General features: G+C 34.1%; 26 protein-coding genes. 11 read left to right on the top strand and 15 right to left on the bottom strand.

All coding sequences use genetic code 11. The features are described from left to right. Positions 1 to 580: 580 nt before the first annotated feature. From H510_RS20150 to H510_RS0113100, 5 genes are all read right to left on the bottom strand, one after another. Entirely contained in the window at positions 581 to 793 is a 213-nt protein-coding gene (locus tag H510_RS20150; protein ID WP_026904735.1) for a hypothetical protein, read from the bottom strand. Between the two features lie 705 nt (positions 794 to 1,498). Next, positions 1,499 to 2,521: a quinone-dependent dihydroorotate dehydrogenase gene (locus H510_RS0113115; protein WP_026904734.1), complete on the bottom strand. Its 1,023-nt coding sequence runs from the start codon at positions 2,519 to 2,521 to the stop codon at positions 1,499 to 1,501. A gap of 130 nt (positions 2,522 to 2,651) precedes the next feature. After that, positions 2,652 to 3,209 carry a YciE/YciF ferroxidase family protein gene (locus H510_RS0113110; protein ID WP_026904733.1) on the bottom strand — a complete coding sequence of 186 codons (558 nt, stop codon included), beginning with the start codon at positions 3,207 to 3,209 and terminating at the stop codon, positions 2,652 to 2,654. A gap of 97 nt (positions 3,210 to 3,306) precedes the next feature. Continuing rightward, positions 3,307 to 4,014 carry an LOG family protein gene (locus tag H510_RS0113105; protein WP_026904732.1) on the bottom strand — a complete coding sequence of 236 codons (708 nt, stop codon included), beginning with the start codon at positions 4,012 to 4,014 and terminating at the stop codon, positions 3,307 to 3,309. Beyond that, positions 4,011 to 5,528, bottom strand: a complete 1,518-nt coding sequence (locus H510_RS0113100) for a sodium:solute symporter (protein ID WP_026904731.1) — start codon at positions 5,526 to 5,528, stop codon at positions 4,011 to 4,013. The genes H510_RS0113105 and H510_RS0113100 overlap by 4 nt, the downstream gene beginning before the upstream one ends. A 53-nt stretch (positions 5,529 to 5,581) precedes the next feature. On the opposite strand from H510_RS0113100, the gene recR reads away from it, so the two are divergent. The 7 genes from recR (at position 5,582) to trpA (ending at position 11,679) form a co-directional block, all read left to right on the top strand. Further along, positions 5,582 to 6,199, top strand: coding sequence for a recombination mediator RecR (gene recR, locus H510_RS0113095; protein ID WP_026904730.1), 618 nt, complete (start codon positions 5,582 to 5,584; stop codon positions 6,197 to 6,199). Between the two features lie 2 nt (positions 6,200 to 6,201). Then, positions 6,202 to 6,978, top strand: coding sequence for a glycosyltransferase family 2 protein (locus H510_RS18925; RefSeq protein WP_051291219.1), 777 nt, complete (start codon positions 6,202 to 6,204; stop codon positions 6,976 to 6,978). Between the two features lie 3 nt (positions 6,979 to 6,981). Beyond that, the gene (locus H510_RS0113085; protein WP_026904729.1) at positions 6,982 to 7,797 is read left to right on the top strand and encodes an SDR family oxidoreductase; all 816 of its coding nucleotides are present in this window, start codon (positions 6,982 to 6,984) and stop codon (positions 7,795 to 7,797) included. Positions 7,798 to 8,028: 231 nt separating this feature from the next. Beyond that, a complete protein-coding gene (trpD, locus tag H510_RS0113080) occupies positions 8,029 to 9,030 on the top strand; it encodes an anthranilate phosphoribosyltransferase (protein WP_026904728.1) in 1,002 nt (333 codons plus the stop codon). A 1-nt stretch (position 9,031) separates the two neighbouring features. Beyond that, a complete protein-coding gene (locus tag H510_RS0113075; RefSeq protein ID WP_036692908.1) occupies positions 9,032 to 9,661 on the top strand; it encodes a phosphoribosylanthranilate isomerase in 630 nt (209 codons plus the stop codon). 2 nt (positions 9,662 to 9,663) lie between these two features. Next, positions 9,664 to 10,854, top strand: coding sequence for a tryptophan synthase subunit beta (trpB, locus tag H510_RS0113070; RefSeq protein WP_026904726.1), 1,191 nt, complete (start codon positions 9,664 to 9,666; stop codon positions 10,852 to 10,854). Between the two features lie 51 nt (positions 10,855 to 10,905). Beyond that, entirely contained in the window at positions 10,906 to 11,679 is a 774-nt protein-coding gene (trpA, locus tag H510_RS0113065; protein WP_026904725.1) for a tryptophan synthase subunit alpha, read from the top strand. A gap of 142 nt (positions 11,680 to 11,821) precedes the next feature. Here trpA and uraH read toward each other — a convergent pair whose 3' ends face one another. From uraH to ispE, 4 genes are all read right to left on the bottom strand, one after another. After that, a complete protein-coding gene (gene uraH, locus H510_RS0113060; RefSeq protein WP_026904724.1) occupies positions 11,822 to 12,232 on the bottom strand; it encodes a hydroxyisourate hydrolase in 411 nt (136 codons plus the stop codon). A 227-nt stretch (positions 12,233 to 12,459) separates the two neighbouring features. Next, positions 12,460 to 12,867: a cupin domain-containing protein gene (locus H510_RS0113055; RefSeq protein ID WP_026904723.1), complete on the bottom strand. Its 408-nt coding sequence runs from the start codon at positions 12,865 to 12,867 to the stop codon at positions 12,460 to 12,462. Positions 12,868 to 12,958: 91 nt separating this feature from the next. Next, positions 12,959 to 14,134: a glycoside hydrolase family 27 protein gene (locus H510_RS0113050; RefSeq protein ID WP_051291217.1), complete on the bottom strand. Its 1,176-nt coding sequence runs from the start codon at positions 14,132 to 14,134 to the stop codon at positions 12,959 to 12,961. Between the two features lie 244 nt (positions 14,135 to 14,378). Continuing rightward, positions 14,379 to 15,182, bottom strand: coding sequence for a 4-(cytidine 5'-diphospho)-2-C-methyl-D-erythritol kinase (gene ispE, locus H510_RS0113045; protein WP_026904721.1), 804 nt, complete (start codon positions 15,180 to 15,182; stop codon positions 14,379 to 14,381). 82 nt (positions 15,183 to 15,264) lie between these two features. On the opposite strand from ispE, the gene H510_RS0113040 reads away from it, so the two are divergent. The 3 genes from H510_RS0113040 (at position 15,265) to secDF (ending at position 19,669) form a co-directional block, all read left to right on the top strand. Beyond that, the gene (locus H510_RS0113040) at positions 15,265 to 16,059 is read left to right on the top strand and encodes a thymidylate synthase (RefSeq protein ID WP_026904720.1); all 795 of its coding nucleotides are present in this window, start codon (positions 15,265 to 15,267) and stop codon (positions 16,057 to 16,059) included. Positions 16,060 to 16,094: 35 nt separating this feature from the next. Further along, a complete protein-coding gene (locus H510_RS0113035) occupies positions 16,095 to 16,607 on the top strand; it encodes a dihydrofolate reductase (protein ID WP_026904719.1) in 513 nt (170 codons plus the stop codon). 104 nt (positions 16,608 to 16,711) lie between these two features. Next, positions 16,712 to 19,669 carry a protein translocase subunit SecDF gene (secDF, locus tag H510_RS0113030; protein ID WP_026904718.1) on the top strand — a complete coding sequence of 986 codons (2,958 nt, stop codon included), beginning with the start codon at positions 16,712 to 16,714 and terminating at the stop codon, positions 19,667 to 19,669. A gap of 62 nt (positions 19,670 to 19,731) precedes the next feature. Here the strand turns inward: secDF and H510_RS19640 are convergent, their stop codons facing one another. From H510_RS19640 to H510_RS0113000, 6 genes are all read right to left on the bottom strand, one after another. Further along, positions 19,732 to 20,013: a hypothetical protein gene (locus tag H510_RS19640; RefSeq protein WP_026904717.1), complete on the bottom strand. Its 282-nt coding sequence runs from the start codon at positions 20,011 to 20,013 to the stop codon at positions 19,732 to 19,734. Between the two features lie 346 nt (positions 20,014 to 20,359). Continuing rightward, positions 20,360 to 21,196: a DUF6671 family protein gene (locus H510_RS0113020; RefSeq protein WP_026904716.1), complete on the bottom strand. Its 837-nt coding sequence runs from the start codon at positions 21,194 to 21,196 to the stop codon at positions 20,360 to 20,362. Positions 21,197 to 21,404: 208 nt separating this feature from the next. After that, on the bottom strand, positions 21,405 to 22,766 hold the full coding sequence (locus H510_RS0113015; RefSeq protein WP_026904715.1) for a GH1 family beta-glucosidase: 1,362 nt from the start codon (positions 22,764 to 22,766) through the stop codon (positions 21,405 to 21,407). Between the two features lie 393 nt (positions 22,767 to 23,159). After that, positions 23,160 to 24,023, bottom strand: a complete 864-nt coding sequence (locus H510_RS0113010) for an aldose 1-epimerase family protein (protein ID WP_026904714.1) — start codon at positions 24,021 to 24,023, stop codon at positions 23,160 to 23,162. A gap of 11 nt (positions 24,024 to 24,034) precedes the next feature. After that, positions 24,035 to 24,997, bottom strand: a complete 963-nt coding sequence (locus H510_RS0113005; RefSeq protein WP_026904713.1) for a 3'-5' exonuclease — start codon at positions 24,995 to 24,997, stop codon at positions 24,035 to 24,037. A 126-nt stretch (positions 24,998 to 25,123) separates the two neighbouring features. Continuing rightward, positions 25,124 to 25,636, bottom strand: a complete 513-nt coding sequence (locus tag H510_RS0113000; RefSeq protein WP_036692903.1) for a C40 family peptidase — start codon at positions 25,634 to 25,636, stop codon at positions 25,124 to 25,126. Between the two features lie 86 nt (positions 25,637 to 25,722). On the opposite strand from H510_RS0113000, the gene nfi reads away from it, so the two are divergent. Next, the gene (gene nfi, locus H510_RS0112995; protein ID WP_026904711.1) at positions 25,723 to 26,403 is read left to right on the top strand and encodes a deoxyribonuclease V; all 681 of its coding nucleotides are present in this window, start codon (positions 25,723 to 25,725) and stop codon (positions 26,401 to 26,403) included. Positions 26,404 to 26,485 lie beyond the last annotated feature (82 nt).

The following is a 26,485-nucleotide window of genomic DNA, read 5'->3' as shown; positions in this document are numbered from 1 at the left end:
GAATCTAAGAATATATCATGCTTGAGATATTATTTATTACATTATTAATTGTATCATTCAGTTTTTTCATCGTTAATAGAATAATTAAATGGTATTATTAAAGTAAGTGAACGAAGAAACTTTGTTTTTTGTAATGTTTTCTTAATATTACTGCCAACGGTTGGCTAGTTTGATTTGTGCCGGTTTAATAGCACTGATTTCCGCCCAAGTGTTAGCTGTGGTTTTTCTTTCAAGTAAGTCCATATTTCTCTCCGTATTCTTTTACTGTCTCTAAAAAATGTGGGTTAGTCTTCTCTTTCAAAATGGTCAAATATTCTGTCTTTGCTTTGTCAAATTGCTTTAATTCAGCATAAACAATTCCCATATTGTCGGTTTAAAATTTCTGCTAACTAGTAAATATCCGCTATCCTATAGCGCATATTTTTCGATTAAGTTACAATTTAGTATTAGATTTTAAATATTCAAATGATCTAAAAGACTTTTTATTTGGCTAATATGCTTTATAATCATCTATATTTTGGTTTTTTTTATTCTTACTACCTATCTTGTAAAGCGATTTTCAATACTTGAAATACAAAATCTAACCATTATAAGAATTAAGACAACTATTATCCGGGTTTAAACGGATAATTTTAATTAAATACTCAATAACTGCTGGATTTAATTTCAATAACGAGTTTAAAGAAATGCTTTTTTGATGCTTCACAGAGGTATTAAGTATTTCTGTTTTAAGAACGTAAAATGTCACTTTTAAACCATGCAGAAAGATTTCTCTAATAAATACAAATTTCATTTGAAATTTACGTTTTATTGCTTGTGTTTATTTAACCTAAATTATAACAAAACAAATCATAAAGAAAATTTATTAATCTAAGTCCATGTATAGTCCACCTTTTATCCACGTTTTATCCATATCTCCTTCGGTGCTTCTCCCAGACTTATTCGTAACACCTTCAGAAAAACGGGGCCATTTCCCGAACAAGTCTCGAACATGGTACGGAGGAAGGCTTAAAGCGGAAGGCTTAAAGCAGAAAGCTTAAGGTTTTTAATCATCATATAGAGATTGATTTTTATTTTTTTATTTCACTCATCCTTGATACTAGAAAATTGAATTATCTTAACCACAAAGGACACAAAGTTCACAGAGGGCTTTTATAAGTCTACACCCAGCTTTGTGCCCTCTGCGCTCTCCGTGGTTGATTCAAAATTTTGAATTAAAAAGGGAAAATTAAAAATTAAAAAACAGGAAAGTCATCACCTAGAACTGGAAACTAAAAACCGGCAACCGATAACTGATTCAATCATTCTCTCATTTAAAAAAGCTTAAATCCATCATTCAAAAATCAATCAATCCTTCAATCAATACAAAAATGAGATTGCTTCTTCGTTCCTCATCGCAATGGTCAAGAAAAAATTACCAGAACTGAAAATCCAGAAGCGGAAACTAACCAATGCCAACTGCCCCCCTATCCTGAAAATTCAAAAGGAAAAGATACACTTACCTTACCAAACTTTTTAATATACGTTTAACTAAGCCAGGGCCTTCATAAACAAAGCCTGTATAAACCTGAATCAGACTTGCCCCTGCTGCTAGCTTTTCTTGAGCATCTTTTGCACTATGTATACCTCCTACTCCTATAATAGGGAAAGCTTTATTGGATTTTTCTGATAAATAGCTAATGACCTCTGTAGATCTTTTTCCTACCGGCTTACCACTTACACCACCCATTTCGTTTTTTAGCGATGCTGGCGCCTGTAATCCATCTCTAGAGATGGTGGTGTTTGTAGCTATAATACCGGCAATTTTAGTTTCTTGCACAATTTCTATAATGTCATCTAACTGAGAATTTGTTAAATCAGGAGCTATTTTTAATAATATTGGCTTAGAAACACCATCCTTATGATTTCTTTGTTGTAAGGTGTTTAAGATATGTTTTAAAGGTTCTTTTTCTTGTAGAGCCCTTAAATTTGGAGTATTGGGAGAGCTTACGTTAACCACAAAATAGTCTACCACATCAAATAACCTATCAAAACATTTGATATAATCGTTTACGGCTTCTTCATTGGGTGTGTTTTTATTTTTACCAATATTACCTCCTATAATTAAACCATCGCGTTTAATACTTTCCAATTTTCTGGCTAAAACATCAACACCCTTATTGTTGAAACCCATTCTGTTTATTAATGCAGCATCTTCTTGTAGCCTGAACATCCTGGGTTTATCATTACCAGGCTGTGGTAAGGGTGTTACGGTACCAACTTCAATAAAACCAAAACCAAAATTTGCGAGCTCTTCTATATATTCGCCATTTTTATCGAAACCTGCGGCTAAACCAACCGGATTTTTAAATTTCAAACCAAAAAGTTCTCTTTCTAATGAAACATGATTAAAGCTGTATACTTTTTTTAACAAAGCTGGTAAGCCCCATATTTTTTGAGCGTTTTTTAAACTTCCGGTAACAAAATAGTGGATTTTTTCTGGGTCGAATTGAAAAAATAGCGGTTTAATAAGTTTGTACATGTGGACAAATTTACAAATTTTTAAATCCTAATAACTATATACAGGTTAGAATCGACAGAAATCTTAAAACAAAAAAGGACTGTTTACTTGATGTAAAACAATCCTTTTTGTTAAATAAAGCGGGCAATAATTATTCTACACTTGCCTCTTCATTTACAGAGTTTTCTGCAATTTCAGTCAGTAAAACATCTGCTTCTTTTTCCTCATTTAAAGTTTCTTCTAGCAAAGCTTGTGCTTCTGTAAAACCTAATGTTCCGGCTAAAGCCCTTAAAGTGCCATAAGTGGCAATTTCGTAATGTTCTACTTTTTGCGCTGCGGAAATTAAAGCTACATCTCTAACTTCGGTACCATCTTCGGTTTCTTCAATAAGCTCTTCTGCTTCTTTAATTAAACCTTCCATAGCATCACATTTTTTGGCTGTTGCTTTTTCTCCGATAGATTCAAATACGCTTTCTAAACGGGTAATTTGATTTTCGGTTTGAGTTAAGTGCTCTTCAAAAGCCGTTTGAAGTTGCTCTGAAGTAGCAGCTTTAGCCATTTTTTTTAGGCTTTTGGTTAAATGTTTCTCGGCCCAAAGGATATCTTTTAAAGAGTCAACAAATAATTCTTTTAAAGCTCCTGATTCTTTTTCTGTTCTTTCTCTTTTAGCACCTTGTGCTTTAGAGGCTTTTGCTTTTGTTGTAGGCATGTTATTTTTTTAAGGTATTTAATTTCTAAAAGCCAACCAATAACAATGCCATTAAAAAAGTTTAAAGAAGTGTAACTGTATACATAATTAAATTGTTTTAGAAGTTTGGCTTAAGAACATACTTTTCGTAAAACCTAAAAATATGCTCTGCTGCTTCTTCTGCGGTATCTACTAGCCTAAATAAGTTTAAATCTTCTGGACTTATATTTCTTTCTTGTTCTAGCATAGTGTTTTTAATCCAATCTATTAAACCAGTCCAATAATCCTTTCCGACTAAAACTATTGGGAAACGGGCTATTTTTCCGGTTTGGATTAAAGTCATGGCTTCAAAAAGTTCGTCCATTGTACCAAAACCACCAGGCAAAACAATATATCCTTGAGAGTACTTCATAAACATTACCTTTCTAATAAAGAAGTAATCAAACTCTAAGATTTTGTCTCTATCGATGTATCGGTTATGAAATTGCTCAAAAGGTAATTCTATATTTAAACCTACAGATTTCCCTCCTGCTTCAAAAGCTCCTTTATTACCGGCTTCCATAATACCAGGGCCACCACCAGTAATTACACCATAACCACGTTCTGTTAATAGTTTACCGGTTTCTACCGCTATTTGGTAGTACTTATTTTCCGTTGGTGTTCTAGCCGAACCGAAAATAGATACACAAGGACCTATTTTAGCAAGTTTTTCAAAACCATCTACAAACTCGGCCATGATTTTAAATATTTGCCAAGAGTCTGTTACTTTTATTTCTTGCCAAGTTTTGTTCTCAAACGCACTTCTAATTTTCTCATCATTTGTCATAAACTTCTATTATATAGTTTCTTTTCTGCTGTAGTTTTGGTAGCTATTAGATACAGGCCTAAAAATGTTATCAATCCGTTAATTACTATCAATTCATTATCAAAAACATAACCACCTAAAATTGTTTTAGAATTTATGTTTAAAACATAACATATTGCTGGTGCTGCCAAACAAATGATAGGCACCCATTTATCTTTTACCCCTTTTTGTGCAAATAATCCAAAAGCATACAAACCCAATAAAGGGCCATAAGTGTAGGAAGCTACCGTAAAAATAGCACTTACAACAGCTTTATTGTTTACTTGGTTAAATAACAGCACAACTAAAAACATCAAGACAGAAAAACCAATATGTACGGTATGTCTTATTTTAATGTATTTAGCATCATTGATATTTTCTTTTTTATCAAAGTTTAAAAAATCTACACAAAAAGAGGTGGTTAAGGCTGTTAAGGCCGAGTCTGTTGTGGCAAAAGTAGCCGCTGTTAAACCTAACATAAAAACGATAGCAGGCACTACAGCTAAATGGTTAAGGGCTATCTCCGGGAAAAGAAAATCTGTTCTGATGTTTCCTGTATCTTCTACCGGAATAGCAATTCCATTTTTGCTTGCATAAACGTAAAGTAAAGCACCAACACTTAAAAAAAATAAGTTGATCAATACAAAGATTCCTGTAAAAGTAAACATGTTCTTTTGTGCCTCTTTGATGTTTTTACAGCTTAAGTTCTTTTGCATCAAATCTTGGTCTAAGCCTATCATGGCAATGGTAACAAACATGCCCCCTAGTATTTGCTTAGCTATATGAAACTTGCTATTCATAAAATTGTCAAAGAAGAATATTTGGGAGTAGCCGCTCTGTTTAATAGTCTCAAAAGCTTCAAATACGTTTAAATTTAAGCTGTTACAGATAAAATAAATGGTTAAAAGCACCGATAAAACTAAAAAAGTAGTCTGCAAAGTATCTGTAATAATGATGGTTTTTAAGCCTCCTTTGTAAGTATAAAGCCAAATTAACGCCAATGAAAGCAAAACCGTTAACCAAAATGGAACACCAAAGGCATCAAAAATAAAACGCTGCATCACAATAACCACCAGATACAACCTAAAAGCCGAACCAATGGTACGGCTCATTAGAAAAATAGCTGCTGCTGTTTTATAACTTACTACTCCTAATCTTTTTTCTATATAACCATAAATGGATGTCAAGTTTAAACGATAATATAAAGGCAACAACACTGTAGCTACAATAATAAAACCTAAAGCATTACCCAGTACAAACTGAAAATACTGAAACTGGTTACCTGCTGGTGCCCCCACCTGCCCCGGTACCGAAATAAAAGTTACGCCACTTAAAGCGGTACCTATCATCCCGAAAGCCACCAAATACCATTTAGAATTCCTATTGGCTATAAAAAAAGTAGAATTATCTGAAGACTTTTTTGAGGTGATAAATGCTATCGTTATCAACACAAAAAAATAAGACAGAATAAAGATTAATAAAGTAATGGGCGACATTTAAAGCTCGTTTTATCAATCGCTATTTAACATTTAATTTTTAATTTAGCAAAATGAATTTCTCCTCTAAATTATTAGAGAATGCCGTAAACGAGTTTGGTAATTTACCCGGTATAGGTAAAAAAACTGCATTAAGGTTAGTTTTACATCTTTTAAAAGAAAGTAAAGAAGACGTTGACACCTTTGCTAGCAGCATTGTTACCTTAAAAAACAACATTAAATATTGTAAAACCTGTCATAACATTTCTGATTTTGATATTTGCGAGATATGCAATTCTTTTAAAAGAGACCATTCTTTAATTTGTGTGGTTGAGGATACTAGAGATGTAATGGCTATTGAAAACACCAGCCAATACCATGGTTTATATCATGTTTTAAATGGTTTAATATCACCTATGGATGGTGTTGGTCCGGCAGATTTAACCATAGATTCTTTAGTTGAACGTATTAAAAATCATGAGACTAAAGAAATTATATTTGCCTTAAGTGCTACCATGGAGGGAGATACAACCATCTTTTATCTGCACAAAAAACTTAAAGATTTTAATCTTAAAATAAGTACCATAGCAAGAGGCATTGCCTTTGGCGGAGAAATAGAATATGCCGATGAGATTACTTTAGGAAGATCTATTACTACTCGTGTTCCTTATGAAAACACCTTAAATAAATAAGCTTGAAACTATCTATCATTATTGTAAATTATAATGTAAGAGATTTGCTGCAACAAGCAATTGATTCTTTATTAGACGCTTGCAAAACTATAGAATACGAGTTTTTTGTAGTTGATAATGCCTCTGATGATAAAAGTGTGGAGATGCTTCAAAGCAATTATCCAGAAATTAAAATTATCCATAATAATATCAATGTAGGTTTTTCAAAAGCCAATAATCAAGCTATAAAACAAGCTAAAGGAGAGTATATACTAGTAATTAATCCTGATACCATTACCAGTAAAGATACCTTAACGCAAACCCTTGCTTTTATGGATAAACATCCGGAAGCTGGTGGTTTAGGCCTAAGAATGATTAACGGACAAGGAGAATTTTTACAAGAATCTAAAAGACAAATACCGGGCTTGTTAACTGTTCTATTTCATTTTTCTGGCTTAACTAAACTCTTCCCCTCCTCTACATTCATCAATAGCTATTATGCACACCAAGTTGGCCAATTTGAAATTGCCGAAGTGGCTATTTTAGCTGGTGCTTTTATGTTGCTGCGGAAAAAAGCTTTAGAAGAAGTTGGTTTATTTGATGAAAATTTCTTTATGTATGGAGAGGATATTGACCTCTCTTACCGCCTAAAACTTGGAGGTTATAAAAACTATTATTATGGTAAAACATATATCATTCATTTTAAAGGGCAAAGTACCAAAAAGTATAATTGGCGATATATCAAGAATTTTTACGGAGCAATGCTGATATTTGCCAGGAAGTATTTTTTTAAATTTTAAATCATGGATTTTAAAAATAAAGTGGTAGTGATTACAGGCGCATCAAGCGGCATTGGCAAAGCACTAGCAGAAGAATTTGCTAAAAAAGGAGCTCATATTGCCATTGCTGCAAGACAGTATGTTAAACTTTGCGAAATTACCAATGAAATTCAAGAAAAATATAAAGTAAAAGCTTTAGCCATACAGGCTGATGTAACGCAGGAAGAAGACTGTAAAAACATCATCAACCAAACTTTATTTACCATGGGCCGTATTGATATTTTAATCAATAATGCAGGTATTTCTATGCGGGCTTTATTTAAAGATTTAGATTTAGAAGTATTAAAAAGAGTGATGGATATTAACTTTTGGGGAGCGGTATATTGTACTAAATATGCTTTATCAGAATTAATTAATAATGGTGGTTCTGTGGTGGCAATATCCTCTATTGCAGGCTACAAAGGTTTACCAGGCAGAACCGGATACTCGGCTTCAAAATTTGCTATGAATGGTTTTTTCGAGGCTCTTAGGGTAGAGCATTTAAAAACAGGTTTACATGTAATGGTAGCTTGTCCCGGCTTTACTGCATCTAACATCAGAAATGTAGCTTTAAACAGCGAAGCCCGTCCGCAAGGAGAAACCAGTATGGATGAAGGTAAAATGATGACTGCCGAAGAAGTAGCTCGTAAAATTATGAATGGCATAGCTGGCAGAAAAAATACTTTAATCATGACAGCCCAAGGAAAGCTAACCGTATTTCTACAAAAAATAGCCCCTAACTTTTTAAACCACTTGGTTTACAAGCATTTCACTAAAGAAAAAGATCCTTTAATTAGGTAATTTATAATCTGCTTGTCTATTTTTTAAGATATTCGGTTTTTTTATTTTTTAATTTTTAAAAAAATATCATATTTGCTTCTGCAATGAGACAAACAAGTGTAAATACAATATGGTGGTGGCATTACGAAATATCGTAAGGCAAAACCTATTTGTATATACCTGATAAGATACTGTTAAGGGGCTGCCGTTGAGGATGCCCCTTTTTTATTTGATTTTTTTGAGCATATTTTGATGAAAGAAATTCTAAACCACTTATTTGAACATAAAACTTTTAGCACTGCAGAGTCTAAAGAGATATTAAAGAAAATTACTTCTGGCAATTATAATAATTCGCAAATGGCGGCTTTTTTAACAGCCTATTGTATGCGCTCTATTACTGTAGAAGAGTTACAAGGTTTTAAAGATGCTATGCTAGAGCTTTGCTTACCTGTTAAACTAAACCAAAGCTTCAATTTGATAGATTTATGCGGTACCGGAGGCGATGGAAAAGACACTTTTAATATTTCTACATTAGCTTCTTTTGTGGTTGCTGGTGCAGGCTATCATGTAGCTAAACATGGTAACTATGGCGTTTCATCTGGTTGTGGCTCTTCCAATGTGATGGAATATCTAGGCTATCAATTCACTAATCAAGAAGATAAATTATTAAAAACTTTAGACGAGGCCGGAATTTGCTTTTTACATGCTCCTTTATTTCATCCGGCAATGAAACATATTGCACCTATACGTAAAGAACTTGGTGTAAAAACATTTTTCAACATGCTGGGCCCTATGGTTAATCCGGCACAACCACAAAATCAAATTGTTGGTGTTTTTAGTTTAGAGCTTGCCCGTTTATATGCTTATATCTATCAAAATTCTACTATTAACTACACCATTTTACATGCTTTAGAAGGTTATGACGAGGTTTCTCTAACCTGTGATTTTAAAACCTTCTCTAACCAAGGCGAACAATTATATGCTATTAAAGACTTAGGTTTTGATAAAATTGATGCCGAAACGATTACAGGTGGCTCAACCGTAGAAGATTCTGCCAAAATATTTCTAAATGTTTTAAATAACCAAGCTACTACAGAACAAAGCAGCGTTGTTTTGGTAAATGCAGCTTTAGCCATCAAAACCATAGAAAGTAAATTAAGCTTTGCAGATTGCTTTTATAAAGCAGAAATGGCCTTGCTTAATGGTAGTGCATTAAAATCTTTCCAAAAACTTATAGATATCAGTAAAAACTAAGATGAGCTTAAAAATTAAAGTTTGCGGAATGAAGTATGAGGCTAACATCAATGCCTTAGGCTCTTTAGAACCAGATTTTATGGGTTTTATATTTTACCCAAAATCTGCCCGCTTTATTGGAGTTGATTTTGACCGTCAGGATGTGTTGAAACTTCCTAAACATATTATCAAAACTGCTGTTTATGTTAATGCATTGCAGCATGAGATTATAGAGTTTAGCAGGATTTATGGCATTGGCACAGTGCAACTTCATGGAGAGGAAAGTCCAGAACTTTGCTTAAATCTAAAAAAAGAAGGTTTTAAAGTAATCAAAGCATTTGGTATTCATCCTGATTTTAATTTTGATGAATTAACAGCTTATATAGACTGTGTTGATTTCTTTTTATTTGACACAAAAATTGATTCTTATGGTGGTTCTGGTAAAACTTTTGATTGGGATATCTTAAATCAATATCAATTAAACATTCCGTTTATGTTAAGTGGAGGTTTATCCTTAGAAAACCTCGAAAAAGTTAAAAAACTAACACACCCACAGCTATATGGTGTCGATTTAAATTCTAAATTTGAAGTTGAACCGGGTGTTAAAAATATAGCATTATTAGAAGAGGCATTTAAAATGATTAGAGCATAGTTATGGCACATACAAACTATAGAGTTACAGATAAAGGATATTATGGAGATTTTGGTGGGGCTTATATCCCAGAAATGTTATACCCTAATATTGAGGAGCTTAGAAATAACTATTTAAATATTATAGCGCAGCCAGATTTCCAAGCCGAATTTCAATCACTATTAAAAGATTACGTAGGTAGGCCTTCACCATTATATCTGGCTAAAAGGTTATCAGAAAAATATGGTGCTACCATTTACCTCAAACGCGAAGATTTAAATCATACAGGTGCTCATAAAATCAATAATACCATTGGGCAAATTCTTTTAGCCGAGAAATTAGGTAAAAAAAGAATCATTGCCGAGACTGGTGCCGGACAACATGGCGTAGCAACGGCTACCGTTTGTGCCTTAAAAGGTTTAGAATGCGTGATTTATATGGGCGAAGTTGATATAGAAAGACAAGCTCCTAATGTTGCCCGTATGAAAATGATGGGGGCAACGGTTGTTCCTGCAACTTCTGGAAGTAAAACACTTAAAGATGCAACCAACGAAGCCATGAGAGACTGGATTAATAACCCGGTTGATACCCATTATATCATTGGTTCTGTAGTTGGACCACACCCTTATCCAGAAATGGTTTCTCGTTTTCAATCTATCATTTCTGAAGAAACTAAAAAACAATTGATAGAACATACAGGCTCGCCATCACCAGATTATGTTTTAGCTTGTGTGGGCGGTGGTAGTAATGCTATGGGTATGTTTTACCATTTTTTGGATGATGAACATGTAAAACTTATTGCGGCTGAAGCTGCTGGTTTAGGTGTAAACTCTGGTCATTCGGCCGCAACATCTGTATTAGGAAAAGAGGGTGTTTTACATGGCTCAAGAACTATTTTAATGCAAACAGAAGACGGTCAAGTGATAGAGCCTTATTCTATATCTGCCGGCCTAGATTACCCTGGTATTGGCCCTCAACATGCGCATTTACATAAAACCAAGCGTGTAGAATATGTAAGTATTACCGATGCTGAAGCTATGGATGCAAGTTTATTACTTTCTAAAATGGAAGGTATTATTCCAGCGATAGAATCGGCACACGCTTTGGCACAATTAGAAAAAATGACTTTTAAAGGTGATGAAATTGTAGTTGTTTGCTTATCAGGACGTGGCGATAAGGATTTAAACACCTTTATGAAATATTTCAACCTTTAAATAATAGATAATGACCATTTAAAGCTTGTTTAAAGCTTTTATTTTTTATACATGAACCGACTTAAACAACTATTCGATAAAAAAGACAAAGATATTTTATCGGTATATTTTACAGCAGGATACCCTACTTTAGATGCTACACTTAAAATTGCTGAGGAGCTTCAAAATGCTGGAGCAGATTTTCTAGAAATAGGTTTCCCCTACTCAGACCCCTTAGCAGACGGCCCTGTTATTCAGAAAAGTTCTGAAGTGGCTATAGCAAATGGTATGACTTTAAAAGTGCTGTTTGAGCAATTGAAATCTTTAAGAGAAAAAATTCATATCCCTGTTTTACTGATGGGTTATGCCAACCCTATGATCCAATATGGGGTAAAAGAGTTCTGTAAAAAAGCGGCTGAAGTTGGTGTTGATGGTGTTATTGTACCAGATTTACCGATGTACGAATATGAAGAATTATATAAAGACGATTTCATTGATAACGGTTTAAGCAACGTTTTTTTGGTTACGCCACAAACTTCTGAAGAAAGAATCAAAAAAATTGATGGTTTATCTAGTGGCTTTATCTATTTATTATCTTCATCCTCTACTACAGGTAAAGCTTTAAATGTATCAGACGAAATTGGTATCTATTACCAAAGGGTTAAAGATATGAATCTCAAAAATCCATTAATTATTGGTTTTGGTATATCAGATCAAAAAAGCTTTGAAAGAGCCAACCAATATGCTAACGGAGCTATTGTAGGAAGTGCATTTGTTAAAACACTTACCGATAAGGATGATTATTTATCTCACATCCCCACTTTTGTAAAAGCAATTAAAGGCTAATTTAGAAAATGGGGGTTTAAGATTAATGAGGCTGTATGCTGAGGCTTTTCTGTGATATTAAAAATCTAATGATATAAGCATAGTCGGGACAGTTTTTACAATATCTAGGAAAACCCCCGACTATGCTCAAGATACAGGAATCTTAATTCCCTCTATAAGTTGAGTAACCATAGGGTGATAAGGTAATGGACACATGATAATGTTCCTTATCCACAAGTTCAAAAACGACTTCTATAAACGGATAAAATGATTTTTGACCCAAAGATTTAAAGTATGGGCTTGTATGAAATGTTAATTTATAAACTCCAGTATTATCTTTTCCATCTTGTTTCAAAAAATCTTTTATTCTACCGTTACTGTCTGTATTTTTCTCATCAACCTTAATCCAGTTATCTTCCTTATCTTTTTTCGATAATGTAATCTTTACGTTTGTAGCTGGCTTACCTGTGGTAATATCTAGAATATGACTAGACAACTGAAATATTGACTCTTGTGAAAAACTGACCTGCGCTAAAAGTATCAAAGCAAGCATAAGAAACGTGTGTTTTTTCATTTTTTTTATTCTTTTTAATGAGGAACATTTATACATAGTAATTTAGAAATGAAAACCTTAGCTCACTTGAGCCATTGAAGGTCTTTAAATCTTCACTAACTTATGATTTGATTAACTCTAAACTTGCGGTTTTGTTTTGAAGATGCTGTAGGAAGAAGTTCCATCTTCATGATGAAATAAGCAAAAAGTATGAGCTTTCTGCTCAGTATTTGTATCTATTGCTAATCTTATTTATTTGTGGCGAACCAGTTTACAATAGCAGGCATATTTTTTTCAAAGCCCCCTGGAATATAAAAATTGATAAACCCTGCTCTTTCGGTTGTCTTATTAGTAAAATCATGAATAGTTTTTGAAGGAATTCTTATAAAAGTACCTTGATCAGCGTCTATCCATTTATCCCCAACAAGAAACGAAATTGTACCCTCCAACATATAAAAAACTTCGTCATTATCATCATGTTGATGAGCGCCAACACCCTCAAAACCAGGTTCAATCCACCATTCCGAAACACTATATTTTTCGTTAGTTTCATTTTCATCCGCCTTAAAAACTGCAGTCATTTTTCCGCAGTTATAAACACGACCTTGTTCTTTTGCTAGAATTAAAACCTCTGACTGATGATGTTGATGTTTCATTGTATTACGTTACTGTTTAAGTTTTCTTAAAATATGTGAAGCAACTTAAATGATTTGTACAAAACTGAGCGACAATTGACTTGCTATATTACTAAACAGTTTTAATAACCACAATACCATGTTTCGGAATGGTAAACTGCTGATTGTTCTTAAGCTTCCCAAGATTTTTGTGCTGCCATAAGTCTCTTATTTTACTATGATCATCAATTTTCAACTTCTCTGCTGTAGCATTAAACACGGCCTCTTTGTCTCCTCTATTAAATATGGCTATTGCTTTATGTTTATCTTGTGTACCTAGTGGTTTTAACCAAACTTCTACACCACCTTCTTTTAAAATTCTTTGTGCTTGTTTAAATCCTTTATCCTGATTTAAAGCGATAAGCTCTTTATTGGTTAGAATTTCTAATGTTTGTGAAGACATATTCCTTAAATCATTACCTGCCAATAAAGGAGAATTTAACATACACCACATAGAAAAATGACTTTTATCTTCATCGTAGCTCATTCCTCTGCCTACTTGTAGCATATCCATATCATTATAATGGCCAGCCGAAGCATATTTATAAAGCTCTGCATTTAAATCTATGATCTTTAAAATTGAAGAAAACTTTTCTACAATATCACCAGAAACACGCCATGAGTTAGCTTTTCTAATTACCCATTCTCCCGGAAATTTCCATCTGCAAACATTAAAAATGATGTCATCATCAATAGCCTTAACAGCATCAATAATTTTCAGATATTCTGTAGCTTCATCAAGCTTCATTTTTTCTGCACCACACCAGTCAACTTTTAAAAAATCATAACCCCATTCTTTAAAAAACAAATCACAATCTTGTTTCACAAAACCATAAATTCCTACTCCTAGTCCTCTTTCGTCTTGATCGTACATAGAACCACAAGTATTTTTGCCAGCATCGGTATAAATACCAGCTTTAAGTTTTTTACTATGGATATAATCTGCCAGCGCTTTCATACCCGAAGGGAATTTTTGTGGATGAGAAAACAACTTACCTGCCGAATCTCTACCTCCAAAATAGCCATCATCAATATTAATAAAACGATACCCTGCTTGGTATAAACCCGAAGTAATCATTGCATCTGCTTGCTGCTTAATTAATTCTTCATTGATATGAATTCTAAAGTTATTCCAACTGCTCCAACCCATTATAGGTGCTTTTGGCTTTTGAGCAAATGAAGAAATAAAGAATAGAAGACAAAAGCAAACAAGGATAGATTTCCTTTTACAGTCATTTAAAATATTCATCAAAATGAATTTTACGATGTTTAAAATTGGTGTTTAAATATAAGGACTATTTTAAAAAAAAAACAGCTCTAATATAAAGAAAAATCGATTTCCATAAATATCTTAAAGAGCATAAAACTGGCCTTTAAAAAGCTGAAGGCTTAATGCTAAAGGCGAAAAGCTTTTACGAAACTGTCAATGGATTCTATATCAATCAAAAATCAATCAATCAATCAATCAATGATTCAATCAATGATTCAACTACCTATATGCCTTTAAAAATAAGATAACCCGGCGCTAAAGTACCTAAATCTGGTTCTGATTTGAAAATACCGTAAACAGAAGCTCCGCTCCCGCTCATCAAAGCAAACAAAGCTCCTGCTTCTAATAAAGCAGCTTTTACGCCTCTAATTGTAGGATGAGCTTGTAAAATATGTCTTTCAAAATCATTCTTAATTTTCCCCTGCCATTCTTCAACGGGTAGTTGAATTAAATCTTTTAAGGAAGTAGCTGGTTCTTGTGGTTTTACCCCTCTGTAAGCTTCTCCGGTAGAAACATGTACAGCAGGCATCACTAAAACTATGTAATAAGCAGATAAATCTAAGGCTATAGGCTCGAAATAATCTCCTTTTCCGTATGCAAAAAGAGGTTTGTTTTCTATAAAAAAAGCACAATCTGCTCCCAGTTTACGGCAATAGGCTTGTAGCTCCTCTGTACCTAAACCTAAGCTAAACTTTTCGTTCACCAGTTTCAAGAAAAAAGCGGCATCCGCCGAGCCTCCGCCCAAGCCTGCACCTATAGGAATTTGCTTATGTAAATGAATACTGATATTGGGTAAATCAAAATCTTTCCTTAATAAATCATAAGCCTTTAAACATAGGTTTTCATTGGCATGACCAGGAATTTCTATCCCTGATGATTCAAACCTCATTTCACTAGCCTCTATAACTTCCAAAGCATCTTTTATTTGTACTGGATAAAAAATAGTTTCTAAGTTATGATAACCATCATTTCTACGACTGATGATATTTAAACCAATATTTATTTTAGCATTTGGAAAGGCTATCATGGATATTAACAATTAAGAGTTTTGCACATTAATAGGATAGCAAATATAGATTATTTTAATTTGCAGATTCAGGATATTCCCAATGAAACAATATTTAGATTTAATGCGCCATGTTTTAGAAAATGGCACACAAAAACATGATAGAACGGGTACCGGTACCATCAGTGTTTTTGGTTATCAGATGCGCTTTAACCTCGAAGAAGGTTTCCCTATGGTAACCACCAAAAAATTGCATCTTAAATCTATCATCCACGAGTTGATTTGGTTTTTAAGTGGCGATACCAATATCAAATATTTAAAAGATAATGGGGTAAGAATTTGGGACGAGTGGGCCGATGAAAATGGTAATTTAGGACCGGTTTACGGTTCGCAATGGCGTTCTTGGCCTACGCCAGATGGCAGGCACATCGACCAGATTTCGCAAATCATCAACCAAATAAAAAACAACCCCGATTCTAGAAGAATTATTGTTTCTGCTTGGAATGTTGCCGAGATAGAAAACATGGCCTTGCCACCTTGCCACAGCTTTTTCCAGTTTTATGTAGCCGATGGTAAACTAAGCTGCCAGCTGTACCAACGTAGTGCCGATATTTTCTTAGGTGTACCTTTCAATATTGCATCTTATGCCTTATTAACCATGATGGTAGCCCAAGTTTGCGATTTAGAACCTGGTGATTTTGTGCATACTTTGGGCGATGCCCATTTATATAACAATCATTTAGAGCAAACTAAGCTGCAATTAACAAGAGAACCAAGGCCATTGCCTACCATGCAAATTAATCCAGAGGTGAAAGATATTTTCAGTTTTAAATACGAAGATTTTACTTTATTAAATTACGACCCGCACCCTCATATTAAAGCAGAAGTTGCGGTATAAAGTTCATATAATAGATAAAGCGTTCATTAGAAAATATGCAAAACCAAGAGGCTCAGGAATCTCAAAATATATCTTTAATAGTAGCGATAGACCAACACCATGCCATTGGTAAAAACAACCAACTGTTATGGCATTTACCAAATGATTTGAAGTTTTTTAAAAAAACAACATCTGGCCATAGTATCATTATGGGGAGAAAAACTTATGATTCTATAGGTAAACCATTGCCTAATAGAAGAAATATTGTGATTACCCGTCAAACAGATTTACATATAGAGGGTGCCGAGGTTTTCAGTAGCCTTACCGAAGCTTTAAAACAAACCAAAGACGAAAATGAAGTTTTTATCATCGGCGGAGCAGAAATTTATAAACAATCTTTACCCTTAGCCCATAAGATTTATTTAACCTTGGTACACCATATTTTTGAGGCAGACACTTACCTAAACGACTTAAAATTAGAAGATTGGAAGGTAGTAAGCAGAGAAGATTTTAGTAGAGATGATAAGCATGCTTACGATTATTCTTTCCTGATACTGCAAAAGCCTTGATACATATATGAATAAATTAATTTTAGAAATTTTATAATTTAAAAATTTAATTAGCTTTGCCGTCTTATATAGAAGAGAAGTACTAATAATCAATTAAAAACAAAATGCAAAACAAAGGAGTAATTAAGTTTGCAGCAGTTATTTTAACATTACTGAGTTTGTATGCCCTTTCTTTTACATTTTTTACCAACAAGGTAGAAAGTGATGCTAAAGAGTATGCAAAAGGCGATCCTGAAAAAGAAAGAATCTATTTAGATTCTATGTCTTCACAACCTGTTTATCCTCTACTTGGTCATACTTATCAGTATGTAAAAGAAAGAGAAATACAGTTAGGTTTAGACTTAAAAGGTGGTATGAACGTAACCATGGAGATAGATTTATCTGCATTGATTAAAAGTTTAGCCAACAATCCGGATGATGCCAATTTCAATCAGGCATTAAAAAATGCTCAGAACAGATTAAAAACCAGTCAGGAAAGTTTAGTAACACTTTTTGTACAAGAGTATGAAAAATTAAGCCCTAGCGGTAAACTAGCAACTTTTTATTCAACAAAAGAAAATGCTGCCGAGCTTAAGTTAGATGCTACCAATGCTCAAGTAAAAACTTTCTTAGATAAACAAGCAAACTCTGCGGTTGAAAGATCTTTCAACATCTTAAGAACTCGTATAGATAAATTTGGTGTAACACAACCAAACATCCAATTACAAGAAGGCTCTAACAGAATTTTGGTTGAGCTACCTGGTGTAACTGATAAAGAACGTGTTCGTAAGCTGTTACAAGGTTCTGCTAAATTAGAGTTCTACGAAACTTTTGAAAACCAAGAGATTTTCCCTCTTATTCAAAATATCAACAACATTTTAGCAGCTAAACAGCCTAAAGAAACAGCCAAACCAGTTGTGAAAAGTGCTGATAGCTTAGCAAAAGATGGTAGCAAGCCTGCTTTATTAAGCGCTAAAAAAGATACAGTTGCCAAAGATTCTGCTGCGGCAAGTGCTGCATTAGCCAAATCTAATCCATTATTTGCTTTATTGGCTCCAGCAACTTTCCAAGGTACTAACGGGCAACAAGGTTTAAGACCGGGTGCTGTTGTTGGTTACGCTAACCAAAGAGACACCGCAAAAATCAACGCTATTTTTGCCGAGCAAGACATTAAAGCTGTTATCCCTCCTAACGTTAAATTAATGTGGGGAGTTAAAGCTATCTCAGAGACAGATAAAGTTTTTGAATTATATGCCATTAAAGCTACTGGCTTAAACGGTGAACCAGCTCTAGAAGGTGACGTTATCTCTAACGCTCGTGATGACTTTGATCAAAAAGGAAATCCTGAGGTGGTGATGGTGATGAATTCTGAAGGTGCTCATGAGTGGAAAAGAATTACGGCTGCGGCTGCCGGTTCTGCACAAAGCGAAGAGGATAACAAATCAATTGCTATTGTTTTAGATGGTATGGTTTATACTGCTCCAAGAGTATCTGGAGAAATCCCTAATGGTATATCTTCTATTTCTGGAAACTTTACTCCAGAAGAAACAAAAGATTTAGCCAATGTATTAAAAGCTGGTAAATTACCAGCCCCAGCTAAAATTGTTGGAGAATACGTGGTAGGTCCTACCCTAGGTAAAGAGTCTATAGATAAGGGTTTAGCTTCTTCTGTAGCAGGTTTATTAGTGGTATTATTATTCATGTTGTTTTACTACAACAGAGCAGGATGGATTGCAAACCTTGCTTTATTAGCTAACTTATTCTTCTTAATTGGTGTTATGGCATCTTTAGGTGCTGTATGGACTTTACCTGGTATTGCAGGTTTGGTTTTAACCATAGGTATGGCAGTTGATGCTAACGTATTGATTTATGAAAGAATTAAAGAAGAGTTAGAAGCTGGTAAATCTTTAAGATTGGCTGTTGCCGATGGTTTCTCTGCCTCCTACTCGGCTATACTAGACTCTAACATCACAACCTTAATAACAGGTATTATTTTAATGGTGATGGGTTCTGGGCCAATTTTAGGTTTCGCTACTACTTTGGTTATAGGTATCATCTGTTCTTTGTTTACAGCTATATTTATAAGCAGATTGGTATTAGACCAAAAAGTAGAAAAAGGTCAAAACATCCCTTTCTCTTCTTCTTTTACTAAAAAACTGTTCAAAGGTTCTACTTTTGATTTCGTAAAAGAACGTAAGAAATTTTATATCATCTCTTCTGTCATCATCATTGCGGGTATCATCTCAATCTTCACCAGAGGTTTTAGTTTAGGTGTAGATTTCCAAGGTGGTAGAACTTATGTTATCGAATTCCAGAAAGAGATAAGCACTTTAGAAGTAAGAAACGTTTTAACAGAAGCATTTGAAAACGATGCTCCTGAGGTAAAAAGTTATGGTAATGGTGTAAGGGTAACTACTGATTACTTAATTACTGATGAAGGTGCTGATACAGAGAAAATTGTTGAAAGCAAACTTAATGAAGGTCTTAAAAAGTTAAATGCTCCTTATGAAATTAAGGATGCACAGAAAGTAGGTCCAACAGTAGCTAATGATATTAAAACCTCTGCTATTTACGCGGTTTTACTATCCATTCTTGCCATCTTTGTTTATATCTTCATTAGATTTAGAAGAATAGAATTTGGTTTAGCTTCTATCGTAGCATTAGCTCACGACGTTTTAGTTGTATTAGCTTTCTTCTCTTTATTAAACGGCTTTGTACCATTCTCTTTAGATATAGATCAATCGTTTATTGCTGCTATTTTAACTGTTCTTGGTTATTCTATCAACGATACGGTAGTTATTTTTGATAGGGTTAGAGAATACTTAAACGATAACAGAAATAAGAATGAAAGCATGGGAACTATCATTAACAACGCACTTAATAGCACATTAAGTAGAACTGTTGTTACGGGTATGTCTACCATATTTGTTTTGATTATCTTATTTATTTTTGGTGGCGAGATTTTAAGAGGTTTCTCTTTCGCTATGTTAATCGGGGTAATTGTAGGTACTTATTCTTCACTATTTGTAGCAACTCCGGTAGTTGTAGAGTTTATGAGAAATAAGAAAAATCATAAAGAATAATCAATTATTATAAAAATCATTAAAAAGGGCTTGTAGAGTTTTTCTACAGGCCCTTTTTTAATTTAGATGCTTGGCTGCTTATCGCTGTCATCTTCAAGCTCATCATCCTCTAACTCGTCATCTTCTAAGTCTTCACCGTCTTCTTCCATGAATTCCTCTTCCGCCTCTTCATCATACTCCTCTGGCAAGATAGACTCGTTTTCGTTTACAGGGCCGATATCTTCATCTTCTTCCCCTGCTTCTTCAAAAACTCTTGGATTGTTTTCGTTTTCCTGATTACCGTTTTCTTCTCCCGGTTGACCATGAGTTTGTTCGTTAAACTCGTTTTGATTTTGATTTTCCATGATGTTTGTTTTTATAGATAGTGATTAATTAAAGTCTTTTTTTTAGACACTTTTGGTTATACAACTACCATGCAAAATTTAAAACAAACCAAAAATCATCATGTATATCGCATCAATTGTTTATGGGTTAAGATAAAAACAACAATTTTAGATGCTTGATAAGCATCTCAATAAATTTCAAACAAAAATAAATACTTATGAATGGTTCAATATTTCTTTCACTGATGATACTTGTTACGTACTGTAGTTAGTACGATAAAGTTAAATAAGATGTCTTAAAAATCTTACTCATCATTGGTATTATCTACCTGATATGGAATGAGGGTTTGAAATTTTTCCTGATGATTTAAGGGTTACAATAATCACAATAGGTTGGGTCTTCTGTAGTTTTTTGATGTGGGTATAATTCTTCTTTACTAAACTCGCAATGTTTGCAGGTATACACATAACTCAAGGTTGACTTTGTTGGTAAACCACACAAGCTACATTTGAGGCCTGGTTTGGCATCTGTTACATCAAAACCGGGCATTTGGCATTTCGGACAAAGAGATTGTATTTTTCGAAGTAGTTTATAAGTAGCTTTTTCTATGATTCCCATACGAGTAGGATTATAAAGTGCTCTCATATCAGTTTCTGCATAAACACTTTGGTAATGCTTATAAAGATGATGAAAGGTAGCTATTAAAGTTTCTGTATCTACAATTCCTTTATGAATATCTTCAAAAGTATCTTTAGATGGTCTCAAGATTAAAGCATGCTGAGGAAAACCTATTTCGCTGGCAAATGCCAACAATTCTTTCTCATCACTTATATGTTTACCGTTAAAATTAGTTACAGTACTTAGCTCCCTCGCAATAATCTCTATGCCCATTTTCTGGTCTATAAAAATTAAGAATTCATCATCAGCATTTACAAAGAATAAAGATGGATGCGGACCAAAAGAGCCTTCGCTTGCCAAACCTAAATCGCAGTTATTTAATTTCATGGCTCTCAGGCATTTTTCTCTAGCAGTTTCAATAGGGTCTAAACATCGCTCTACCTCTCCTGTAAATGTTCCCAAGGTATCGGTATCAAAATTTTCATCGATAAAGCACTTTACACCTAATTCTTTTTCCAAAACAGGTGCTATAACCATTTCCTTTTTATGCTTTGTAGCAATGATTAACTTTCTTCCATTAAACATTTGAACTGTTTTTATAATTTTTAGCTAAAATGCTTGTGATAATAATTTAAAGGTTTAAAGTAATGATTATAGGTTATAATCTGAAACATGAAAATTGCTATTGACTTTGAGTTTATAAATGATTGACATTTAATAGATGGATACATCCTTGGTTAAATATTTACGAGACTTATAAGCTCTAAAAACCTCCCTCCTGTACCTTGTTAAATTATCCCAATCCCTTTAAAAACTTACTTAACCACCAACCAGAATCTTTAATGGTTCTTTCCTGAGTGTCAAAATCTATATGAATAAGACCAAAACGAGGATGGTAACCTTCTGCCCACTCAAAATTATCAGTTAATGTCCAAACGAAATAGCCCTCAACGTTAAAACCTTCTTTTTTGGCTCTTAAAACCTGTTTGATATTGTCCTGAAGATATTGCAGTCGCTCTGTATCATGAATATGCCCGTCTTTTTTAACATCTGGGAAAGCAGCACCATTTTCTGTAATTAGAAGTTTTTTAATTTGAGGATATGCGTTAAATTGCTTGATCATTTGGTAAATAGCTTCTGGATAAACTTCCCATTTCATGCTGGTGATGGGTACTTTTCTCTTTTCAGCTTTTACCAAAGAAGCACCAATATAAGGTGTTAGCCACGAGTTTTTGATAATTTCTCGGGTATAGTTTTGTATACCGATGAAATCAAAATCAAAGGTTAGCTGTTCTAAATCTCCAGCTAAAATATATTTCTGTAAGCCTTTAAGCACAGGCAGCTCTTTTACAGGATAGCCCAAGCCTAGCAATGGCTCAATATATAAGCGATTTAACAGTGCATTTACACGGGCAACAGCTTTTCTGTCTCTTTCTAAGTTACGATAAGGTTCTAAATAAGAACAGGAAAAGGTAGTTCCAATATTAGCATTTGGCTTTATTTGCCTGATGATTCTGGCGCTGGCAGCAATAGCCATTGTGGCGTGGTGTATGGCTGGCAGAAAATTTTTCATCCCTCGCCTACCTGGTGCATGTAAACCTAAAAAATAACCTGCACCGGTAAATACTACAGGTTCGTTCATCACGATCCAATGGTTTACTTTGTCTCCAAAAGTGGTGATGCAAAGTTTGGTAAACTCCTCAAACCAAGTAATGACTTTCCTATTTGTCCAGCCGCCTTGTTTTTCTAGTTCCTGAGGTAAATCCCAATGATAAAGGGTAATCCATGGGGTGATACCATTGGCCAAGCATTCATCAATAAGTTGATGATAATAATCAATTCCGGCTTGGTTTACTTCACCTGTGCCTTTAGGTAAAATACGCGACCAAGATATAGAAAACCTAAAATTGGGAATATGTAGCTTTTTGATTAAGGAAATATCTTCTGCGTAGCGATGATAAAAATCACAGGCTATATTCCCATGATCTCCGTTTAAGACTTTACCCTTTTTGTTGGTAAAAACATCCCAAATAGATGGCCCTTTGCCATCTGCGTTATGGGCTCCTTCTATTTGATAGGCTGCAACAGAAACGCCCCATTTAAAATCGGGACCAAATTCTTGAACTGATGGAAATTCTTCTGGATTTATTGGCATGCCTTAACAAAAATTACGACTGCAAAATACATCCAAAAATCAAATATCAAAATAGCTGTAGTATTTAATGGATTTAAATATGATTTAATTTTGGTTATCTGTACCATTTATACATTCCTACGCTTTAATATTGCGTTAACGATGGTAGCGACATCCTTTTGGGCTCAAAAAAGCCAAAAAGATATAGCGGACAGCGTGTTAAAACGCCCAAAATAACCTCGTTTGGAAACCCAATTAGTGAGTAAATAAAGAACGCATCTTGTTTAAAAACAATAGTTCTTTTATTTTATCGAGATATTTTATAAACCAATGGTACATCATGTTGTGTTTTTAATGATGTATAAAAATAGGTATCGCTTATAAATTTATCGTTTCTTTAAAATGAAGAAATGGTTAAATACTGATGGTTAAATCAACCTCAAACACATGCCCATGTTCTACAAACTGTATAGCTTCTTTTTGGCTAATATCTTTCAAATCTTCATCGCTATCTGCATAACCTAACCAAGGCTCTATACAAACAAAATTTGCTCCAGGTTTTACCCAAACACCTAAGGAAGTAAAATGTGGAAAATCAAGTTTTACAAATTTATTTCCTCTATGATTTTTTAAGGTTACACTTCTGGATTTTATGTTTTTAAATACCAGTGCATCAGTATCAAACAAAGTTTTACTAAGCTTTAATTCGCCATGGTCTGCAATTGGTGTTGTTTTACCGTTAAATAATCCGTATTCAGATAAGCTTGAACTTTGTAAATGTTCTGGATGCTCGAAAAATAATGTATAATCTTCATAATTTTCTGTGGCTATAAGCGGAACTTTAAAAGCCGGATGTGCCCCAATAGAGAAATAAATACGTTTATCATCTAAATTAATGACTTTATACATCACTTTTAGAGAACGGCCTTTGAGCTGATATACCACTTGAAATTCGAATTTATAGGGATATTGCTGTAAGGTTTCATCGTTAAAGCGTAAAGCAAAATGTGCGTGGTCTGGTGCAGATTCTATCCTTCTGAAATTACTGGTTCTGGCAAAGCCATGCCTATTCATGTGGTAGGTTTTACCATTAACCAAAAGAGTATTGTCTTTTAAGTTACCTACAATGGGAAAAAGATTTGGCGCATGATAAGCCCAAATAGCTGCCTGAGCATCCCAGATATATTCTGTTTGGCTTTCTTTATCAAAAAGAGAGCTTAGCTCTGCCCCTTTCATGTTAATGGTAACTTTAAGCTGGCTGTTTTCTAAAATAATCATAGGTATGTCGATTAAAGTTTTTTGAATTTGCTGGCTAACATTTTCAACATATCTTCATCAGCGGGTTTAGCTAAATCGGGATCTTGTGTTTTTGCTACCGGTTTGTTAAACTGTGCTTTTGTTTGTTGCCCTTGTTGTGGCTTTGGCTGGTGTTGTCTGTTTTCGTTTTTTTGGTTTTTATAGTCGGCCCAAAGTTTTTCTAAACGATGTTTGGTGTATAAAGGGAAATCTCCGTTCATCATCCATGCATAATAGCTAGGTTCTTCATCAAAAACCTGAAAAACTGTTTTCCCTTTATGTTTACCAAAATTAAAGCAAGCTATATTATCATTATTAAAAACCATTCTGCCAGCAAAATCTACAGGCTTATTAAGGTTGGTAAACTGGTGTAAAGCAGCTACATCATTAACCACTGGTTTTGATATTTTACCGTTTTTATCTTCCCAATCTTGGCCTTCGTACTTTTCTATTTGCGCTAGTAAAACTTCATAAGTAGCTTTGATATCAGCCTCGGCCGAGTGGGCATTGATGATATCTTTTCCACAATAAAACTTATAAGCTGCTTTTAAGGTACGCTGCTCCATCTGATGGAAAATATTTTGCACATCTACAAAATGTCTGTTATCAATATCAAAAGTAGCCTTTACGCGTAAAAACTCTTCCATCAGCATAGGTATATCAAATTTATTAGAGTTATAGCCTGCTAAATCTGCATCCCCAATAAAATCTATTATTTCCTGTGCAACATCTTTAAAAGTAGGCGCATCTTTTACATCCTCATCATAAATACCATGTATTAAGCTAGACTCTAATGGAATAGGCATTTGAGGGTTTATTTTGAGGGTTTTAATCATTTCGGCACCATCTGGCATAGCTTTTAAGATAGATATTTCTACAATACGATCTGAAGCAACGTTTATACCTGTTGCTTCCAAATCAAAAAATGCCAGTGGGCGCTTTAGCTTTAATTTCATTTATTTTGTTCTTATATAAGTGTTGCATGAAATACTAAATTGCTTCACTTGATGTTGATAAACTCTTTCAAAGGTGAGTAATTTATACGGCTATAGAAAGCAAAATTTTCTTTTGTTAAAAATGTTTTATTTGACTGAACCGCCTCGGGAAAAATATTTATAGGTATAAGGGTCTTTCAATTTTTGTACCATTACCCCTCTTTTAGTACTGGCGTGTACGTAATAACCGTTTTGAAGGAATAATCCTACATGGCTAAATTTCTTTTTATCGTAATCAAAAAAAACCAAATCGCCCTCTTTAAGCTGCCCTTCATATTTTCTTTTGATAATTTTTACTTGTTCTGCGGTATTTCTGGGGATGTTTTTATGGTAAACTTCTTTATAAAGTAAATGGGTAAATCCTGAGCAGTCTATACCGTTCTTACTTAATCCACCAAATTGATATCTTGTCCCTATCCATTCATCAATAAACTGATACAGCTCTGGATTTTTGATTTTCTTTTTCGGAACATCCATTAAACGGGCATATTTTTGTAATACAGCTGTGTTATTTTTGGATGAGCTAAGATTTTTTCTGGAAGAACAGGCAACAAATAGAAAGGTAGAGAGAAAATAAAAGAGAAATACCCGCTTTTGCATATTTAAAATTAATGATTTTGTTTGATGGATAAACGAGAAATATATTATGGTATTACAATTGACATATTGTTTTTAAATAAAAAAAGATGATAGCACCAGAAAAATATCAGGATTTAAGTCCTAAAGAAGCCATAGCTTACCAAAAGGAATTAAGAGCGTTGATTAATCTTCAAGAGCTTGATAAACCTATACGCTATATTGCTGGTGCTGATATTTCTTTTAATAAATATGAAGAAACGGTTTATGCTGGCATTGTGGTTTTAACCTACCCAGATTTGATCGTTATTGAAGAAGCTACCGCTATTTCTAGCACCACTTTTCCTTACATATCCGGATTATTAGCTTTTAGAGAAATACCAGCCTTGTTAGAGGCTTTTAAAAAACTGAAGCAATTGCCAGATGTAATGGTATTAGACGGACAAGGGATAGCACATGAAAGAAGATTGGGTATTGCCACACACTTTGGTTTATTAACCGATGTACCTAGCATTGGCTCTGCAAAGAGCAGGTTACATGGTCTTTATGAAGAACCTGGTGATAAGCCGTTTGAAAAGAAACCTTTGCTAAGCAGGCAAGAAACTGTTGGTTTTGCTTTCAGAAGTAAGGCTAAATGTAAACCTATATTTGTATCTCCTGGTCATAAGGTTTCTTTAGACCAAAGCGTAGAAATAATAAAAAACTGTATTACCAAATACCGTATCCCAGAACCAACCCGATTAGCTCATTTATTAGTAAATAGCATTAGGTTAGCACATAAAAACTTATAAAGAGAGCTATTGACTTATTGTTGTAGATTTTTCTCCTGACTATTATAGTATTTTTGCCAGATTCTGTATCATTTTTGCAAAA

Source organism: Pedobacter glucosidilyticus DSM 23534 (genome assembly GCF_000425145.1).
Lineage (GTDB): Bacteria > Bacteroidota > Bacteroidia > Sphingobacteriales > Sphingobacteriaceae > Pseudopedobacter > Pseudopedobacter glucosidilyticus.
The sequence above is the reverse complement of the archived record's forward strand: the minus strand, read 5'-3'. Positions and strand labels throughout refer to the sequence as shown.

What these genes read in the sequence shown, in the direction of transcription:
- H510_RS20150 (WP_026904735.1), bottom strand. Translation starts at nt 793, where the DNA reads ATGAAATTTGTATTTATTAGAGAAATCTTTCTGCATGGTTTAAAAGTG.
- H510_RS0113115 (WP_026904734.1), bottom strand. Translation starts at nt 2,521, where the DNA reads ATGTACAAACTTATTAAACCGCTATTTTTTCAATTCGACCCAGAAAAA.
- H510_RS0113110 (WP_026904733.1), bottom strand. Translation starts at nt 3,209, where the DNA reads ATGCCTACAACAAAAGCAAAAGCCTCTAAAGCACAAGGTGCTAAAAGA.
- H510_RS0113105 (WP_026904732.1), bottom strand. Translation starts at nt 4,014, where the DNA reads ATGACAAATGATGAGAAAATTAGAAGTGCGTTTGAGAACAAAACTTGG.
- H510_RS0113100 (WP_026904731.1), bottom strand. Translation starts at nt 5,528, where the DNA reads ATGTCGCCCATTACTTTATTAATCTTTATTCTGTCTTATTTTTTTGTG.
- recR (WP_026904730.1), top strand. Translation starts at nt 5,582, where the DNA reads ATGAATTTCTCCTCTAAATTATTAGAGAATGCCGTAAACGAGTTTGGT.
- H510_RS0113085 (WP_026904729.1), top strand. Translation starts at nt 6,982, where the DNA reads ATGGATTTTAAAAATAAAGTGGTAGTGATTACAGGCGCATCAAGCGGC.
- trpD (WP_026904728.1), top strand. Translation starts at nt 8,029, where the DNA reads ATGAAAGAAATTCTAAACCACTTATTTGAACATAAAACTTTTAGCACT.
- H510_RS0113075 (WP_036692908.1), top strand. Translation starts at nt 9,032, where the DNA reads ATGAGCTTAAAAATTAAAGTTTGCGGAATGAAGTATGAGGCTAACATC.
- trpB (WP_026904726.1), top strand. Translation starts at nt 9,664, where the DNA reads ATGGCACATACAAACTATAGAGTTACAGATAAAGGATATTATGGAGAT.
- trpA (WP_026904725.1), top strand. Translation starts at nt 10,906, where the DNA reads ATGAACCGACTTAAACAACTATTCGATAAAAAAGACAAAGATATTTTA.
- uraH (WP_026904724.1), bottom strand. Translation starts at nt 12,232, where the DNA reads ATGAAAAAACACACGTTTCTTATGCTTGCTTTGATACTTTTAGCGCAG.
- H510_RS0113055 (WP_026904723.1), bottom strand. Translation starts at nt 12,867, where the DNA reads ATGAAACATCAACATCATCAGTCAGAGGTTTTAATTCTAGCAAAAGAA.
- H510_RS0113050 (WP_051291217.1), bottom strand. Translation starts at nt 14,134, where the DNA reads ATGAATATTTTAAATGACTGTAAAAGGAAATCTATCCTTGTTTGCTTT.
- ispE (WP_026904721.1), bottom strand. Translation starts at nt 15,182, where the DNA reads ATGATAGCCTTTCCAAATGCTAAAATAAATATTGGTTTAAATATCATC.
- H510_RS0113040 (WP_026904720.1), top strand. Translation starts at nt 15,265, where the DNA reads ATGAAACAATATTTAGATTTAATGCGCCATGTTTTAGAAAATGGCACA.
- H510_RS0113035 (WP_026904719.1), top strand. Translation starts at nt 16,095, where the DNA reads ATGCAAAACCAAGAGGCTCAGGAATCTCAAAATATATCTTTAATAGTA.
- secDF (WP_026904718.1), top strand. Translation starts at nt 16,712, where the DNA reads ATGCAAAACAAAGGAGTAATTAAGTTTGCAGCAGTTATTTTAACATTA.
- H510_RS19640 (WP_026904717.1), bottom strand. Translation starts at nt 20,013, where the DNA reads ATGGAAAATCAAAATCAAAACGAGTTTAACGAACAAACTCATGGTCAA.
- H510_RS0113020 (WP_026904716.1), bottom strand. Translation starts at nt 21,196, where the DNA reads ATGTTTAATGGAAGAAAGTTAATCATTGCTACAAAGCATAAAAAGGAA.
- H510_RS0113015 (WP_026904715.1), bottom strand. Translation starts at nt 22,766, where the DNA reads ATGCCAATAAATCCAGAAGAATTTCCATCAGTTCAAGAATTTGGTCCC.
- H510_RS0113010 (WP_026904714.1), bottom strand. Translation starts at nt 24,023, where the DNA reads ATGATTATTTTAGAAAACAGCCAGCTTAAAGTTACCATTAACATGAAA.
- H510_RS0113005 (WP_026904713.1), bottom strand. Translation starts at nt 24,997, where the DNA reads ATGAAATTAAAGCTAAAGCGCCCACTGGCATTTTTTGATTTGGAAGCA.
- H510_RS0113000 (WP_036692903.1), bottom strand. Translation starts at nt 25,636, where the DNA reads ATGCAAAAGCGGGTATTTCTCTTTTATTTTCTCTCTACCTTTCTATTT.
- nfi (WP_026904711.1), top strand. Translation starts at nt 25,723, where the DNA reads ATGATAGCACCAGAAAAATATCAGGATTTAAGTCCTAAAGAAGCCATA.